We start from the raw sequence: 15479 nt of genomic DNA, 5'->3' as shown, positions 1-15479 counted from the left end.
AGCGGACAGTGGTCTGTTACGAGTGCCGTTATGCTGTCTGGGAAAATGAGAGAGCCGGAGTTTCTACGGGCCAGGCGGCCGGAGCACAAGCAACAGCGACGCGAGGCGATCCTCGCCGCCGCGCGGGAGCTCGCCCTGCAGTCGGGCGTGCGCATGGTCAGCCTGCGCGCCGTGGCGGCGGCCGCGGGGCTGGCGAAGTCCAATGTGGTGCGTTATTTCGGCACGCGCGAGGAGATCTATCTCGAACTCGCCGCCGAAGAATGGCAGGGCTGGCGAGACGCGGCCACGGAGCGGCTGCGCGCCGCCGGCGGGCCGGGGGACGTGGTCGACGCCCTCGCCGAGACGCTGGAGGCGCGGCCGCTCATGTGCGACCTGCTCGGCTACGTCTCGGCCAGCCTGGAGCACAACGTGTCCCTCGAGGCGGCCCGCGCGTTCAAGATGGCGCTCCTCGACGTGGGCGCCGACCTCGGGGCCCAGGTCGCGCGGTCCACCGGGCTGACGGACGGCGAGGGCGTGGAGCTGGTCGGGGTGGCCACCGGGCTGGCCGCGTTCCTCTACCCGATGGCCCATCCGTCCCCGGTGCTGGCCGAGCTCTACGCGCAGGAGCCGTGGATCGCCGCCACGCGTCCGCCGTTCCTCCCGACGCTGAAGCGCGCCCTCACCGCGTTCCTCGCGGGCCTGCCGACGCTGCGCTGACGCCAAGGCGCGACCGACGGGGCCGACTGGCCGCGCTCTCATACAACAGCCGATACAGAGTGCGTTCGCGCAGGACAGAGTGGGCGAGTAGTGCTTCGACGTCAGCGCGGGCCAGCGCCCGGGTCCGGTCCGGGGTACGGGCTCGCCGGCGGATGCGGCGCAGCGGATCGCCACTCAACCAGCTCTGGTCGCGCCACCAGGCGCACGCGGAGCCGAGCGCGTCCAGGCGGGCGTTGGCGGTGGCGGCTGCTGCACCTCCCCAGCGGCCGGCGAACCAGGCCGCGACGCGGTCGGCGTCGGCCTCTCCCTCCAACTCGGCCAGGGCGGAGTGCTCGCCGAACTCGGCTACCAGCACTCGGATCGCGATCGCGTAGGCGCGGGCGGTGTTCGGGTTGGCGATGGCGGCCAGGAACGCCTCGGCAATCGAGCCGCCTCGAGGGGGCACCTGGCATGAGGGCGTCGGCTGTCTCCAGCAGCTTGCCAGGTACGTGCTCACTCACCGGCATTCTCTCGCTCCGGTCGATCCTGGCTGAGTCGAGTATCGCTTCAGGCCCAAGCGGTAACAGTGTCACCGGCCAATCATCAGAAGAGGCTGTGCTTCTCCGGCAGATCAACGACGCCGGCCAACGCCAGCCCCGCGAGCACGATCAGGTAACGGTGAGAACACTGAGCAGAAGCCAGGCGATCGGATGGCCGAGGTTGAGGGTCCACGAGGAGGAGCCAAGACGGGCGTGCACGAGCAGCGCCGGGTCGAGGCGGTTGACGTAGACGGTGCCGGCCAGGAACTTCTACATGATCGAGACCGTGCTGATGCTCATCCCGGGAATCAAAGTGCTCTATCCCTATCTCCCAGGCGGCGCCACTGCCGCACTGACCGGCTTCACCTATCTGGCGGACGCCATCGCCAGCCAGACCGGTACCTCTGCGGCCCAACTGCTGTCCGCGCCGGCAGGTGCTGCCGTCCTGGTCTGCTACGCCCTGATCGCGGTTGCCGTCGCCGTGGCATCCCCGCTGCGGCGAGACATCATGTGAGCGCCGCGATGGACTCCCTTGAAAAGATCCTCGATCGCGGGCCGAGTAATTCTTGGATGGAGGTTCTGGACGGCATCGGTCCTGGTCGACCACCCGTTCAAAAAGGAACATTTCTGGACAGCGAGCTGAGTCGAGTATCGCTTCAGGCCCAAGCGGTAACACGGGCCGTGATCATATCCATGTCGTGTCCGAAGGCCTGGTGCAGTGTGAGCTCTGCTCTCTACGGTATCGGCCGTTCGAACGCCAGGTTGCCCCGAGTGTGCGCGCGGCATCACCCGCAAGCCCCAGGTCCAGGTGGGTGTCCATGTCGATCTGGATCGTGCCGTACAGGTATGCGTGTGACCTGAAGAGCGGACGAGGTTCTCCCGGTCGGTGAACACCCGACACCTCTGGCACGCCTGAGAAACCACCGACGTCCCATGGCGGCATCGGGCGGCAGCCCGCAAGACGCGCCAAGCGTTTGGCGCACGGGGCGCCAATGCGGCCGTCGCCGACCCTTTTCGAGGGTAGGAGATGAATGCATGGTTTTCCTACCAGAAGTATGGGATAATCGAGCATGGGTTTGGACAGGATCCGTTCGCCGAGCGAGCGTGCCGAGACGCCTTTGACCGCCGCGATCCTGGCCGGGCGATGGATCCGCGCCGCCGCCGTGGACGAGGCGCACGGGCGGCACTGGATCGCCAACCCCGACGTCCGGGGCAGGTCGGCGCTCGCCGCGGCCGAGCCTGGGTCCCTCTACGCCGGGGCGGCCGGGATCGTGCTGTTCTTCCTGGAGCTGGCGGCGGCGACCGGTCACGAGGCGTACTTGGAGGACGCCCGCGAGGGCGCCCGCTACCTCGCCGCCACGTGGCGGGAGCAGGCCGACCTGTCCCTCTACCACGGCTTGAGCGGCACGGTCGTGGCGCTGATCGAGGCAGGGTGGGCGCTGGGCGACGGCGGCTTGGAGCAGGAGGCCGTGGACATGGCCGAGCACATCGTCCGCGCGGCCCGCCCGCTGGACGGTGGCCCGGGCTGGACGGGTGATCCCGCTCAGCATGGTGATGGCGGGATCGTGCTCGGGCTGCTGCGCGCCGCCACCGCGCTGGGCGTGCCGGCGTACGAGGAGATCGCGGTGGCGGCGGGGGAGCGCATCGCCGCCTTGGCCGTCCCCGGCCACCGCTTCGGCGACTGCCCGGATCTGCCCGTGGACGCGGTCACGCCAGGATTTCTCGCCGGCACGGCCGGCACGGCCTTCCTTCTGGCCCGCCTGTACGGCGTCACCGGCGAGCGGCGCTTCCTGGAGGCGGCGGGCCGGGGCGCCGGCTTCGTCCGCGAGGTCAGCGTCGTGACCGACAGGTGCGCCGTCGTGCCTCACCATGTGCCGGAGGGGCGCCAGTTGCACTACTTGGGGTTCTGCTCCGGCTCGGCGGGGGTGGCGCGGATGTTCTACGAGCTGTACCGGGTGACGGGCGCTCTGAGTCATCTGGAGTGGGTGGAGCGCCTGGCCAACGGCATCGTCCAGAGCGGAGTCCCGAAGCGGCGCACGGCCGGGTTCTGGAACGTGGCCTGCCAGTGCTGCGGCACCGCCGGGCTGCTGGAGCTCTTCGTCGGGTTGTGGGCCGAGACCGGGAACGACGCCTATCTGACCCACGCCCGCGAGCTCGCCGAGCACCTCATCGGTGGCGCCACCGATCCCGATGGCCAGGGTTTCCGCTGGTACCAGGCATATCGGCGGCTTCGTCCCGGCGAAGTGAGCGCGGACACCGGCTACATGGTCGGCGCAGCCGGCATCGGCGCGGCCCTGCTGCATCTCGACGCCGCCATGCAGCCGCGCCAGGCGCGCCGAGTCGTCCTCCTGCCTGACAACCCGTTCCCCGCCATCCCGGTGCCGGCGGCCGGGTTGCGTGACTAGTATTACCCTATAAACCAGTAGGAAATGTTGACTTATTCGGGGTCGCAGCTTAGCGTCGTAGGTATGAGCCAGGGCTTCCTCCTGACCGGGCGCTCTTACGTGGACTTCGGCCACGTCGCCAGCGCGCAGTGTCGTTGATCACGGACCCGTAGCGGCGGGCGCCCCGCCGCCAGCCTTCACCCTCGTGCTTCCGGCGTGGCCGATGCCGCCCACGCCCCCGCCGACGACCGCTTCTTCCCCACCCCGGGCCCGCCGCCGGGGCGCTGCGTGAGCATGCCTTCTCCCCGTGAGGAACGGCTCCTATCGGCCGTGGCTGGCCAAGGCGTGGAAGGTGTCGGACGGCGGGCTGACCTACACCCTCGACCTGCGCGGCGACGTGACCTTTCACGACGGCACGAAGTTCGACGCCGCCGCCGTCAAGGCCAACCTCGACCAGTTCCAGGCGCCCGGCTACGACCCGGCGGTCGCCGCGATCCAGCTCAAGGCCTTCGGCCAGGCCGAGGTCGTGGCATCGCACCAGTTGAAGATCACGCTCAAGGAACCGGACGCGCTGACTTCCTCGCCTCGCCGTACGTCGGGCAGGTCTCGCCGAAGTCGCTGAAGGGCGCAAAGGACCTCAAGTCCGGCGGGCCCGACCTGGTCGCCTCCGTACCGCGCATGAACTCCCCACTATTTAGGTAGGTTATAGTGGCTTTAGTGCCGCAAACCTTCGTGAAGGGCAGTACCCCCATGTCTCCATCCAGACCGCTGATCGCCGCCGTCATGCTCACCGTCGTGGGGCTCCTCGGCGCCTGTGGCGGCGGGGGAGCTGTCGGAGCGGCGCAAGGCGACGGCAAGCCCGTTCACGGCGGCACGCTGACCTACCTGGAGCATCAGCCCCCGACCTGCCTCTACCTGCCCGCCGCCGGCTTCTATCCCAACGGCGGCATCCTCAACCAGATCACCGACAAGCTGACCTGGCAGAACCCCGAAACGCTCAAGATCGAGCCGTGGATCGCCACGAAGTGGGAGATCAACGAGGACGCCACCGAATACACCTTCCATCTGCGCGACGGCGTGACGTTCAGCGACGGCAGCCCGCTCGACGCCTCGGCCGTGGCTGCCAACTTCGACGTGTACGGCCTGGGCGATCCCAAGCTCAAGCTGCCCGTCGCGGAGTTCGTCAACAACTACGAGCGCAGTGAAGTCGTCGACGCGAAGACGGTGAAGTTCCACTTCGACAAGCCCTCACCCGGCTTCCTGCAGGGAACGTCGGTCATCGGCGCCGGACTGGTGTCCAAGAAGACGATCTCCCTGCCGTACGAGCAGCAGTGCCAGCTGAAGAACATCATCGGCTCCGGCCCCTTCACGCTGAAGAACCAGATCGTCGACAAGGAGGTCGACCTGGTCGCACGTAAGGACTACAACTGGGCGCCGTCGTCTTCCCCGCATCAAGGCCGGGCCTACCTCGACGAAATCAAGATCATCGTGACGCCGGAGGACAACGTGCGCGTCGGCGCGCTGACCTCCGGCCAGGCCGACATGGTGCGCTACGTCCAGGCGTACGACGAGAAGACCGTCAAGGACGCGGGCTTCCAGATCTACGCCGAGCCCACCCGGGGCGTGAACAACGGCCTCTACCTGCGGCCGTCGAACAGCATCCTGAAGGACCTCGACGTCCGCAGGGCGCTGCAGGCGGGCACGAACGCCAAGGAGATCGTCGACACCCTGTTCACCGCGAGCTACCCGGTCGCCACCTCCGTGCTCAGCCACCTCGCCCAGGGCTACGTGGACCTGTCCAAGGAGCTCGCCTACGACCCCGCCAAGGCCAACGCCCTGCTCGACCAGGCCGGCTGGGTGCGCGGCGCAGACGGGATCCGCGCCAAGGGCGGCACGCAGCTGCGGCTCGGCGTGTTCGTCTCCGGCCCGCAACCGCTGTCGAAGCAGACACTCGAGCTCGTCGCTCAGCAGTGGACGAAGATCGGCGTGAAGCTGGAGATCCGCCCCGCCGACGCCGGCACCCAGGCCGTGGACATCAAGAACGCAGAGAAGACCGCCATCCAGCACGGCATGGTCGGCCGCGCCGACCAGGACGTGATCAAGAGCCACTTCCACAGCCAGAACCGCGACGTCATCCTCTCCGACGACGAGAAGCTGGACCGGCTGCTGGAGGAGGAGTCCGCCGAGCCCGACGTGGCCGAGCGCAACGCCAAGGTCGCCGAGATCCAGCGGTACGTGATCGAGCGGGGCTACGCGATCCCGCTGTTCGAGGAGCCCCAGGTGTACGGCGCCGCGCCGCACGTCCAGAGCGTCGCCTTCGAGGCGGTCGGCCGCCCCTGGTTCTACTCGGTGTGGAAGTCGCAGCAGTGACGAGATACCTCCTGTGGCGGGCCGGGCAGGCGGCGCTCGTGCTGTGGGCCGCCTTCACGGCGAGCTACGTGCTGCTGCAGCTCCTGCCCGGCGACTCGATCCTGATCAAGTTCCAGAACCCCGAGCTCGGCCTGTCACCTCAGCAGATCGCCGAGATCCGCGCCTACTACGGCGGCGGCTCGCCGGTGGCCGACTACTTCCACACCCTGCTCGGCTTCCTGAGCGGCGGCTTCGGCTACTCGATCGACACCGGCACGCCGGTGATCGAGCGGCTGGGCGAGGCGCTGCCGGAGACGGCCCGGCTGGCCTCGGCCGCTTTCCTGCTGGCCGTGCTGATCGCCGTGGTGATCGCGTTCGCGGCGAGCTACAGCGCGACCTCGTGGCTGCGCGGTGCGCTGCTGTCGGTGCCGTCGCTGTTCATCTCCGTCCCCGCGTTCTGGCTGGGCATCCTGCTGATCCAGATCTTCTCGTTCCGGCTGAAGCTGGTCCCGGTGATCGGCGGCAGCGAGCTGCAGCAGCTCGTCCTGCCCGTGCTGACGCTGGCCGTGCCGATCTCGGCGCCCATCGCGCAGGTGCTCGCCCGCGGCATCGACCAGGTCTATGCGCAGCCGTTCGTACCGGTGGTCGCGGCCAAGGGCGCGACGCGGTGGTGGATCCTGTGGCGGCATGTGGCCCGCAACGCCGTGCTGCCCACGCTCACCGTGGCGGGGCTGACGTTCGGCGAGCTGATCGCGGGCTCCGTCGTGACCGAGACCGTCTTCGGCCGGGGCGGCATCGGCAGGCTGACCGAGCAGGCCGTGGGCGCGCAGGACACGCCGGTGATGCTCGCCGTCGTCGTGTTGGCCGCCACCGTGTTCGTGCTGGTCAACCTGGTCGTGGACGTGGTGTTCCCGATCCTCGACCCGCGGCTGAAGGCGGCGACGTGAAGGCCGGGCCGATACTCGCCTGGGCGGTGATCGCTCTCGTGCTGCTCTGGGCCGTCGTACCGGGCGTCTTCACCGGATACGACCCGATCGCCGGCGTACCCGCCGAGAAGCTCCAGGCGCCGAGCGCGCATCACCTGTTCGGCACCGACGCGGTCGGGCGCGACTTGTTCACCCGGGTGGTGCACGGCTCCGTGCATTCGCTGTCGGGCGCGTTCACCGCCGTGGCGGTGGGCCTGCTGCTCGGCACGCTGCTCGGGCTGCTGGCCGGGGCGGCCGGCGGGGTGGCGGACGCGGCGGTCATGCGGATCGTCGACGTGCTGCTGTCGGTGCCCGGCCTGCTCCTGGCCCTTACTGTGATCATCCTGCTCGGGCCCGGCACGGTCAACGTGGCGATCGCCGTGGGCGTCGGCTCGGTGGCGGCCTTCGCCCGGCTGTCGCGCGCCGAGGTGGTGCGGGTCCGGCGTACCGACTACGTGGAGGCCGCGTTCGGCAGCGGCGGCAGGTTCCCGGCCGTGCTGTGGCGGCACGTGCTGCCGAACTCGCTCGGCCCCGTCATCGCGCTGGCCGCCCTGCAGTTCGGCGCGGCCATCCTGGCCATCTCGACGCTCGGTTTCCTCGGGTACGGCGCCGAGCCGCCCACCCCGGAATGGGGATTGCTCATCTCCGAGGGACGCAACTATCTGGCCACGTCATGGTGGCTGACCACGCTGCCCGGGACCGTGGTGGTCGCGGTCGTGCTGGCCGCTGGCCGCATCAGCCGCTCGATCGGAAAGGAGCGGGCATGAGCCTGCTGGACGTCCGCGACCTCGCGGTCTCCTACGACGGCAGGCGCGCCGTGGAAGGGATCTCCTTCGCGATCGAGCCGGGGGAGGTCGTCGCCGTCGTCGGCGAGTCAGGATCCGGCAAGACCACCACGGCACACGCGATCATCGGGTTGCTGCCGGGCAACGCCTCCCTGGACGGCGGCCGGATCCTGTTCGGCGAGGCCGACCTGGCCACCTGGTCCGAGCGCCGCCTGCGGTCCGTACGCGGAACGCAGATCGGCCTGATCCCGCAGGACCCGGCGAACTCCTTGAACCCGGTGAAGACCATCGGCTCCCAGATCGGCGAGGTGCTGCGGATCCACGGGCGCGGCGACCGCCGCACGATCCGCCATCGCGTGCTCGACCTGCTCGCCCGCGTCGGCCTGCCCGACCCGGAGACGCGGGCCCGACAGTATCCGCACGAACTGTCCGGCGGCATGCGCCAGCGCGTGCTCATCGCCATCGCCATCGCGCTCGAACCCGCTCTCATCATCGCCGACGAGCCGACCAGCGCCCTCGACGTCACCGTGCAGCGGCGCATCCTGGACCTCATCGACGATCTGCGCGCCGAGTACGGCACCGCCCTGCTGCTGGTGACCCACGACCTCGGCGTGGCCGCGGGCCGGTCGGACCGCCTGCTGGTGATGAAGGACGGCCGCATCGTGGAACAAGGGCCGACCGCCGCGGTGCAGGCGGCCCCCGAAGCCAACTACACCAGGCGGCTCTTCCACGATGCCCCCGCCCTGACGGCGCGTCCCTTCCGCGACCTTCACGCGGCGGAGCCCGCGATCGTGGTCCGCGACCTGGTCAAGGAGTTCCGCGTCGGGCGGCGCCCGTTCCGCGCCGTCGACGGCGTCTCCTTCGAGGTGGCCCGCGGCACCACACACGCGCTGGTCGGCGAGTCAGGCTCCGGCAAGACCACCACCGCCAGGATGGTGGTGCGGTTCGTCACGCCCACGTCGGGAACGGTGACCATCGCCGGGGCGCCGGACGGCCGCCGCTTCCGCCGCCACGTGCAACTCGTCTACCAGAACCCGTACGGGTCGCTCGACCCGCGCCAGTCCATCGGGGAGATCGTGGCGGAGCCGCTGCGCAACTTCGGGGTCGGCGACCGGACCGCTCGCCGCGCCCGGGTCGCCGACCTGCTGGAGCGGGTGGCGCTGCCGCAGGATATGGCCGCGCGTCGGCCGCGCGAGCTGTCCGGCGGTCAGCGGCAGCGGGTGGCCATCGCCCGCGCGCTGGCCGCGGGACCCGAGGTGATCGTGCTCGACGAGGCGGTCTCGGCCCTCGACGTCACCGTGCAGGCGCAGATCCTCGACCTGCTCGAACAGCTCCAGCGTGACCTGGGGTTGACATATCTGTTCATCTCGCACGATCTGGCCGTGGTGCGCCAGATCTCGCACACCGTCTCCGTCATGAGCAAAGGACGCATCGTGGAAACCGGAACCACCCGGCAGGTCTTCACCGAGCCCCGGCACGACTACACCCGCGAGCTGCTGGCCGCGATCCCGGAGCGAGTGCGATGAGGCTCGGCTTCTTCACCCGGCTGCTCGACGACGTGCCTCCGGGCGAGCGCTACCGGCTGGCCGCCGAGCAGATCGAACACGCCGAGGCCCTCGGATTCGACACGGCGTGGGTGGCGCAACACCACTTCGACGGCGCCGAGGGCGGTCTGCCCGCGCCCCTGGTGTTCCTCGCCCATGTCGCCGCGCGCATCAGCCGCATCCGGCTCGGCACGGGAATCATCACGCTGCCGCTGGAGCATCCGGTGCGGGTGGCCGAAGACACCGCGGTGCTCGACCTGCTGACCGGAGGCCGGCTGGAGGTCGGCGTGGGCAGCGGTGGCACGCCGTCGTCGTTCCCGCCGTTCGGCCACGACAGCGCCGACCGCTCCGCCCTCTACGCCGAGCACCTGGCGGTGCTGGTCAACGCTTGGTCGGGGGAGGACCTCGGCGGCGGCAACCGGCTCTACCCGCCCGCGCCCCGGCTGCCGCGTGCCGTCTGGGAGGCCACGTTCTCGGTCTCCGGCGGTGCCCGCGCGGGCCGGGCGGGCAACGGGCTGCTGTTGTCGCGTACCCAGCCGCGGCCCGCCGACGACCCGCAGGCCACGCTGGCGGACCTCCAGCGGCCCATCGTGGACGCCTACCACGAGCACCTGCCGCCGGGCGCGACCCCGCGGATCATGGCGTCGAGAACCGCGTTCGTGGCCGACAGCCGAGCCGAGGCACTGCGGTACGCCGAGCTCGGGCTCGGCCGCGGCAGGCTGCCGTTCGAGCTGCCCAACAGCGACCTCGACCGCCGCATCGCCGCCTTCGATGTGCATCTGGGCACCCCTGACGACGTCATCGAGAGCCTCCGGGCCGACCCGACCCTCGAACGGGTCACCGATCTGGTCTTCCAGGTGCACTCGGTCGACCCGCCGCACCCGCTCATCCTCCGCTCGATCGAGCTGCTGGCGACCGAGGTCGCGCCCGCGCTCGGCTGGCTTCCCTCCACCGAATTGAGCACGAAATGATCGCCGATGTCATCGACCACCTGGCCGGGATAACACCCGGCTCCTCGCTCGACCGGCTGCGCGCCCGGCGGCCGGGCGCCCGCGAGCACGCCCAGCGCAGCTACGACGCGCTCTTCACGCCCGACGCGGAAGGCGAGGTAGCCCTCGTGGAGCGGGACGCCATCGCGGCCTTCGTGGCCGGGCTGCACCAGGATCCCGAGATCGCCTCCTTCTACGCCGACCGGCTGGCCGAGATCGCACCCGGCCTGCTCAAGGTCGTGGAGGCCGAGATCGAGGCGGGCGGGACCACCGGGCCCTACGGGGTATACCCGGCCGGCGGCCCGGCGGAGGAGAGCGACGAAGGGCTGCGCTACCGGCCGCGTAGCCCCGCCGATCTGGGCGTCCGGCTGGCCGGCGCGTTCGAGCACGCCCACCTGCTGGTGTTCCGGCCGCGCGAATCGAGCGCGAAGTCCCTGGACGCGCTGGCCCAAGCGGGTTGGAGCGCCACGGGCATCGTGACGTTGTCGCAGCTCGTCGCCTTCCTCACCTTTCAGATACGCGTGGTGGCCGGGCTGCGGCTGCTGCGGAAGGGATCGGCCTCATGAGCGGATTCACCCGGGAACAGCTCGGCTGGGAGCCATGGCTTGCGCCGCTGACGGCCGATGAGCTGACCGACGAGCACTACGAGGCGCTGGTCGACAAGGCGCGCGCCAAGTCACCGTACTTCCTGCTGCTGGCACGTGATCCGGACATTCTGCACGCGCGGACCAAGACCGACGTCGACATCTTCTACAACCCCGACGGTGGCCTGCCACGCGCCGAGCGCGAGCTGGCCGCCACCGCGACCTCGCGCCGCAACGGCTGCGTCTTCTGCGCGTCCGTGCACGCCCGCTTCGCCGCCCACTACGCCAAGCGCCCCGACGACGTGCAGCGCCTGCTGGACGAGGGCGTCGATGCGCCGCAGGACGGCACCTGGCGGGCGGTCATCGACGCCGCCGTGGCGCTCGCGGCGACCCCGGCCGACTTCGGTCCCGAGCACGTCGCCGCACTGCGCGCCGCCGGGCTCGACGACCTGGCCATCAGCGACACCATCCACGCCGCCGCGTTCTTCAACTGGGCCAACCGGCTCATGCTCTCGCTCGGCGAGCCCACCCGGGAGGCGGATCAGTGACCGAACCACAGCTCGACCACCTTGTTTACGCGGTGCCCGACCTTGCCGCAGGGGTCGCCGAATTCGCCGAGCGCACCGGGGTCCGCCCGGTGCCCGGAGGCAGGCACCCCGGGGGCACCGCCAACTACCTCGTCCGCTTCGGCCCTACCTCCTACCTGGAGATCATCGGCCCCGATCCGGAGGCGTCCGTGCGGCCGCGGGCGTTCGGCCTGGAAACCCTGACCGCGCCGCGGCTTGCGGCCTGGGCCGTGCGCCCCGGTGACATCGACACGGCGGTGCGGCAGGCGCGCGAGCAGGGCTACGACCCCGGCGACGTACAACCCCTGTCCAGGCGTACCCCGGCGGGCCTCCTGCTGGAGTGGCGGCTCACCCGGCGCGAGGATCCGGCGGTGGTCAGGGTGGTGCCGTTCCTCATCGACTGGAGCGACACACCTCACCCCGCCGAGTCGGACCTGCCCCTGGTGAGCCTGACCTCCTTCTCCGCCGTGCACCCCGACCCGGAGGCGCTGCGGCACGACGTGGCCGCTCTCGGCGTCCGGCTCGGCATCTCGCCAGGACCCGAACCCGCGCTGCGCGCCGTCATCGACACCCCGCTCGGCCCCGTGACTTTGCGCTGACCAGAAGAGAGATCCGGAGCACCCCGCGCGAGTACCTGTCACAAGCGCACGGCCTTGCCGGCCCGCCGGGAGGCCCCCGCCGCCGGGCCGATCCCGCTGCACGCCCACGTCACCGCCGAGGGCCGCAGCGGGATCCGGCGCGTCAGGATCAGGGCCTTCCAGATCATCAGCGATAGCGGCCTCGACTTCGCCGGTTACGAGCTGGGCCCTTTTCCGCCACCCTTTGCTCCAGGCCGATCATAGAGGGCGAGTCTGCGGCGGTAAGGTGAGCTCGTGTCCGTCTGGTGGGGAGGAGCTATGAGCGGGAGGAACGCGTTGACCGCGTTGCTGCCGAAACTCGTGCTCATAGCATCCGCGCTGCTGGGCGTCGGGCTCACCTACGCCACCGGGCACTTCTGCGCGGCCCCCCACACCACGGCCGACGCCTGTGCTTCCGCGACGGTCGGCGATCATCCAGGCATGAACGCGGGGCACGAGGCCGCCGCCGGTGCCGACACCGGCCCTGTCGTGCTGTGCTTGGCCGCTCTGGCCGCGGTCGTCGTCGTGGTCGTGCTGGCCCTTTCCGGCCTTGGCCGCGCGGGGGCCGCCACCGGCTCAGCAAGGCGGCGCTCCACAGCACTACCCGCGCTGCGCGGCTCGCCGCGGCCGTACGCGCTCGCTCTCCAACGCGTAGCGGTTCTGCGCACGTAGGAGTCCGTCGTCCGGGCCGAGCCCGGAGCGAGAGGATTCCCTGTCCGCTTCGAACCGTGAGCGATTCATGACCTCCATCGATCGGTGGTTCTTCCTGCGTGCCGGCTTGGCCGCGGCGGGAGGAGCCCTGCTGTCAGCGTGCTCTACGAGCGAGAGCACCACCTTTGTCCAACCCGGCGGCGCACAGGTACGCGCCGCCGAAGCCGCCCGCCGCCCGGGCCGGGTACGGGAGTTCCAGCTCCTCGCCCAGGAAGCGCAGGTCGACCTCGCCGGAAAGACCGTGAACACCTGGCTGTACGGCGATCGCCTGCCAGGCCAGGCCATCCGCGTCAGCAAGGGCGAGGTCGTCCGGGCAGGCTCGTCAATCGGTTGCCGGCGGAGACGACCGTGCACTGGCACGGCCTGGCGTTGCGCAATGACGCCGATGGCGTGCCGAACGTGACCCAGCCGACCGTCCCGTCCGGTGGCGAGCGCCTCTACGAGTTCACCGCCGCGCATCCGGGGACCTACTGGTTCCACCCGCACCATGGCACCCAGCTCGACCGCGGCCTGTACGCGCCGCTGATCGTCGAGGACCCGGCCGAGCCGCTCGGCTACGACGAGGAATGGGTCGTCGTCCTGGACGACTGGATGGACGGCGTGACCGGAACCCCCGACGACGTGCTGGCCGAGCTGACCGCGATGGCGGGCATGATGACCGGCGGCGGCGGTCACGACGGCCACGACGGCATGGCCATGCCAACGCCTTCACCCACGCCGAGCGCGTCGGCGAAGTGGCCGCACATGATGATGAACGCCGAGAGCGACCTGCTCGGCGGCGACGCCGGGGACGTCTACTACCCGCACTTCCTGGTCAACGGGAGGGTGCCGGCCGCTGCGGAGACGTTCACCGCCAAGCCGGGCGCCCGGCTGCGGATCAGGCTGATCAACGCCGGCGGCGACACCGCGTTCCGGGTGGCGCTGGGCGGCCACAAGTTCACCGTCACCCATGCCGACGGCTTCCCGGTGGAGCCGGTGGAGACCGACGCGTTGCTGCTCGGCATGGGCGAACGCTACGACGTGCTGGTCACCCTCAAGGACGGCGCCTTCCCCCTGGTCGCGCTGGCCGAAGGCAAACGCGGGCCGGCCCGCGCCCTGGTCCGTACCGCCAAGAGCGCCAGGGCTCCGCAGCCGGATGCGCGGCCCGCCGAGCTAGACGGTCGCCTCGTCGACTACGAGCAGCTCAAACCCGCGCAGGCCGTACAGCTGCCGCAACGGGCCGCGGACCGGACGATCACTCTCAACCTCACCGGAAGCATGGCCAAGTACGACTGGGCCATCAACGGCAGGAAGTACGACCCGAAGGTCATCGAGCCGATCAAGTCCGGTGAGCGGGTCCGGCTGTCGTTCATCAACCAGAGCCTGATGTGGCATCCCATGCACCTGCACGGTCATACTTTCGCCCTGGCGGGCACCGGTCTCCGGAAGGACACCGCGATTGTGCTGCCCGGCAGGACTCTCCACGTCGACTTCGACGCCGACAACCCGGGTGTGTGGATGATCCACTGCCACAACGTCTACCACGCCGAGGCCGGAATGATGAGCCTGCTCGGCTACCAGGGTTGAAAGGACAGACACGATGATCAAGAAATGGGGACTGGCGATCGTCCTCGCCCTCGGCCTGACAGCGTGCGGCGCGGCGGACGAGCCGGCGGCCAACCCTGCTGCCCAGCCCTCGGACCCGGGGGTCGGGCACGTTCACGGACTGGGAGTGGACCCCGCGACCGGCAAGACTTACATCGCGGGCCATTTCGGCCTGTTCACCCTGGAGAGCGGGAAACTGGTCAGAGTGGGGGACCGGGACGCCGACCATATGGGCTTCACGGTCGCTGGGCCGAAGACCTTCTACGCCAGCGGGCACCCCGCCGCCGGCGACATCACCGCCGGGCAGTCGCCGCACCTGGGCCTGATCCGCTCCACCGACTCCGGCCTCAACTGGGAGCAGGTGGCCCTGGCCGGCCAGGCGGACTTCCACGCCCTGCAGGTGGCGGGGACGACGGCCTACGGGTACGACAGCCAGACCGGCCAGATCTGGTACGGGCAGGGTTCGGATCTCAAGCCCGCCGCCCGGCTGGACCTGCTCGACCTGGCCATCGGCACCGACGCTCCCGATCGCCTCTACGCCACGACACCCGACGGCGTGAAGGTCAGCACCGACTCCGGCAAGAGCTTCAAGGCGCTGAAGGGAGCTCCGCTGTTGTCGTTCCTGGATGTGACCGGCAAGGACAGCCTGGTCGGCGTGGCTCCCGACGGCCAGGTGCAGTCCAGCGCCGATCGAGGCGCCACCTGGCAGCCGACGGGACGCCTGCCCATGCAGGCCGTGGCCTTCACCGCCGTGTCCGCCGATCGGCTCCTGGCCGCAGCCATGGACGGCACCGTCTATGAGTCGGTGAACGGCGGTAAGGACTTCACGACCGTCTACCAGCCATAAATCCGAGCCGAGGGCCTGCCGGCCGGGCCCTCGGCCGGCATGACACATGAATTCAACACGATCTAACCCGATCTTTACAGGAGTCCGGCTAGCCTCGATCCCAGCGAACGAGACCATGACGGAAGATCGCGAGGGGAGACGACTCGTTGCCCGGACCGCCCATCGGCCCTGCGTGGCAACGGCGCCTGCTCGGCGCGATCCTCCTCGTGCTCACGCTGTGGTCGCCGGCGGCCACAGAGCTTGGGCACGAACGAACGAGCTTCACGCATACGGAGACGTCGGCTGTCGAGACGGCGTCGCTCGCGCCGAACCCGTCGTCCGGGCCTGCGAACATCCGCGT

The 15479-nt window shown here is 70.1% G+C and carries 17 protein-coding genes; 15 read left to right on the top strand and 2 right to left on the bottom strand.

From position 1 onward, the window contains the following. Nucleotides 1–45: 45 nt before the first annotated feature. Nucleotides 46–696: a TetR family transcriptional regulator gene (locus tag ACTMTI_RS29485; protein ID WP_441123815.1), complete on the top strand. Its 651-nt coding sequence runs from the start codon at nt 46–48 to the stop codon at nt 694–696. Here ACTMTI_RS29485 and ACTMTI_RS29480 read toward each other — a convergent pair. Further along, complete coding sequence (locus ACTMTI_RS29480) at nt 659–1141, bottom strand: hypothetical protein (RefSeq protein ID WP_441123814.1); 483 nt, start codon at nt 1139–1141, stop codon at nt 659–661. The two genes, ACTMTI_RS29485 and ACTMTI_RS29480, sit on opposite strands and share 38 nt — an antisense overlap. Before the next feature lie 347 nt (nt 1142–1488). Here ACTMTI_RS29480 and ACTMTI_RS29475 point away from each other — a divergent pair, with 347 nt between their 5' ends. The 11 genes from ACTMTI_RS29475 to ACTMTI_RS29425 all read left to right on the top strand — a co-directional run bounded on the left by ACTMTI_RS29475 (nt 1489) and on the right by ACTMTI_RS29425 (nt 11979). Next, nucleotides 1489–1728: a hypothetical protein gene (locus ACTMTI_RS29475; protein ID WP_441123813.1), complete on the top strand. Its 240-nt coding sequence runs from the start codon at nt 1489–1491 to the stop codon at nt 1726–1728. Nucleotides 1729–2284: 556 nt separating this feature from the next. Next, nucleotides 2285–3619, top strand: a complete 1335-nt coding sequence (locus ACTMTI_RS29470; RefSeq protein WP_441123812.1) for a lanthionine synthetase LanC family protein — start codon at nt 2285–2287, stop codon at nt 3617–3619. A gap of 286 nt (nt 3620–3905) precedes the next feature. Beyond that, the gene (locus tag ACTMTI_RS29465) at nt 3906–4220 is read left to right on the top strand and encodes an ABC transporter substrate-binding protein (protein ID WP_441123811.1); all 315 of its coding nucleotides are present in this window, start codon (nt 3906–3908) and stop codon (nt 4218–4220) included. A gap of 128 nt (nt 4221–4348) precedes the next feature. Then, on the top strand, nt 4349–5968 hold the full coding sequence (locus ACTMTI_RS29460; protein ID WP_441123810.1) for a TIGR04028 family ABC transporter substrate-binding protein: 1620 nt from the start codon (nt 4349–4351) through the stop codon (nt 5966–5968). Then, the gene (locus ACTMTI_RS29455) at nt 5965–6894 is read left to right on the top strand and encodes an ABC transporter permease (RefSeq protein WP_441123809.1); all 930 of its coding nucleotides are present in this window, start codon (nt 5965–5967) and stop codon (nt 6892–6894) included. The genes ACTMTI_RS29460 and ACTMTI_RS29455 overlap by 4 nt, the downstream gene beginning before the upstream one ends. After that, nucleotides 6891–7679, top strand: coding sequence for an ABC transporter permease (locus ACTMTI_RS29450; RefSeq protein ID WP_441123808.1), 789 nt, complete (start codon nt 6891–6893; stop codon nt 7677–7679). Before ACTMTI_RS29455 ends, ACTMTI_RS29450 begins: the two co-directional genes overlap by 4 nt. Beyond that, nucleotides 7676–9223: a dipeptide ABC transporter ATP-binding protein gene (locus ACTMTI_RS29445; RefSeq protein ID WP_441123807.1), complete on the top strand. Its 1548-nt coding sequence runs from the start codon at nt 7676–7678 to the stop codon at nt 9221–9223. Before ACTMTI_RS29450 ends, ACTMTI_RS29445 begins: the two co-directional genes overlap by 4 nt. Further along, nucleotides 9220–10212 carry a putative FMN-dependent luciferase-like monooxygenase gene (locus tag ACTMTI_RS29440; RefSeq protein ID WP_441123806.1) on the top strand — a complete coding sequence of 331 codons (993 nt, stop codon included), beginning with the start codon at nt 9220–9222 and terminating at the stop codon, nt 10210–10212. The genes ACTMTI_RS29445 and ACTMTI_RS29440 overlap by 4 nt, the downstream gene beginning before the upstream one ends. Next, a complete protein-coding gene (locus tag ACTMTI_RS29435) occupies nt 10209–10796 on the top strand; it encodes a CMD domain protein (RefSeq protein WP_441123805.1) in 588 nt (195 codons plus the stop codon). Before ACTMTI_RS29440 ends, ACTMTI_RS29435 begins: the two co-directional genes overlap by 4 nt. Continuing rightward, nucleotides 10793–11362 (top strand): alkylhydroperoxidase domain protein, encoded by a 570-nt coding sequence (locus ACTMTI_RS29430; RefSeq protein ID WP_441123804.1) that lies wholly within the window; start codon nt 10793–10795, stop codon nt 11360–11362. The genes ACTMTI_RS29435 and ACTMTI_RS29430 overlap by 4 nt, the downstream gene beginning before the upstream one ends. After that, nucleotides 11359–11979, top strand: coding sequence for a VOC family protein (locus ACTMTI_RS29425; protein WP_441123803.1), 621 nt, complete (start codon nt 11359–11361; stop codon nt 11977–11979). Before ACTMTI_RS29430 ends, ACTMTI_RS29425 begins: the two co-directional genes overlap by 4 nt. A gap of 38 nt (nt 11980–12017) precedes the next feature. Here ACTMTI_RS29425 and ACTMTI_RS29420 read toward each other — a convergent pair whose 3' ends face one another. Further along, a complete protein-coding gene (locus ACTMTI_RS29420) occupies nt 12018–12146 on the bottom strand; it encodes a hypothetical protein (protein ID WP_441123802.1) in 129 nt (42 codons plus the stop codon). Between the two features lie 130 nt (nt 12147–12276). Between ACTMTI_RS29420 and ACTMTI_RS29415 the strand changes: the two genes are divergently transcribed. The 3 genes from ACTMTI_RS29415 to ACTMTI_RS29405 all read left to right on the top strand — a co-directional run bounded on the left by ACTMTI_RS29415 (nt 12277) and on the right by ACTMTI_RS29405 (nt 15139). Then, nucleotides 12277–12669 carry a hypothetical protein gene (locus ACTMTI_RS29415; RefSeq protein WP_441123801.1) on the top strand — a complete coding sequence of 131 codons (393 nt, stop codon included), beginning with the start codon at nt 12277–12279 and terminating at the stop codon, nt 12667–12669. A 387-nt stretch (nt 12670–13056) separates the two neighbouring features. Beyond that, nucleotides 13057–14274: a multicopper oxidase family protein gene (locus ACTMTI_RS29410; protein WP_441123800.1), complete on the top strand. Its 1218-nt coding sequence runs from the start codon at nt 13057–13059 to the stop codon at nt 14272–14274. 13 nt (nt 14275–14287) lie between these two features. Beyond that, nucleotides 14288–15139: a F510_1955 family glycosylhydrolase gene (locus ACTMTI_RS29405; RefSeq protein ID WP_441123799.1), complete on the top strand. Its 852-nt coding sequence runs from the start codon at nt 14288–14290 to the stop codon at nt 15137–15139. Nucleotides 15140–15479 lie beyond the last annotated feature (340 nt).

This window comes from Nonomuraea sp. H19, from assembly GCF_052068215.1.
In the GTDB taxonomy this organism is placed as follows: domain Bacteria; phylum Actinomycetota; class Actinomycetes; order Streptosporangiales; family Streptosporangiaceae; genus Nonomuraea.
The sequence above is the reverse complement of the archived record's forward strand: the minus strand, read 5'-3'. Positions and strand labels throughout refer to the sequence as shown.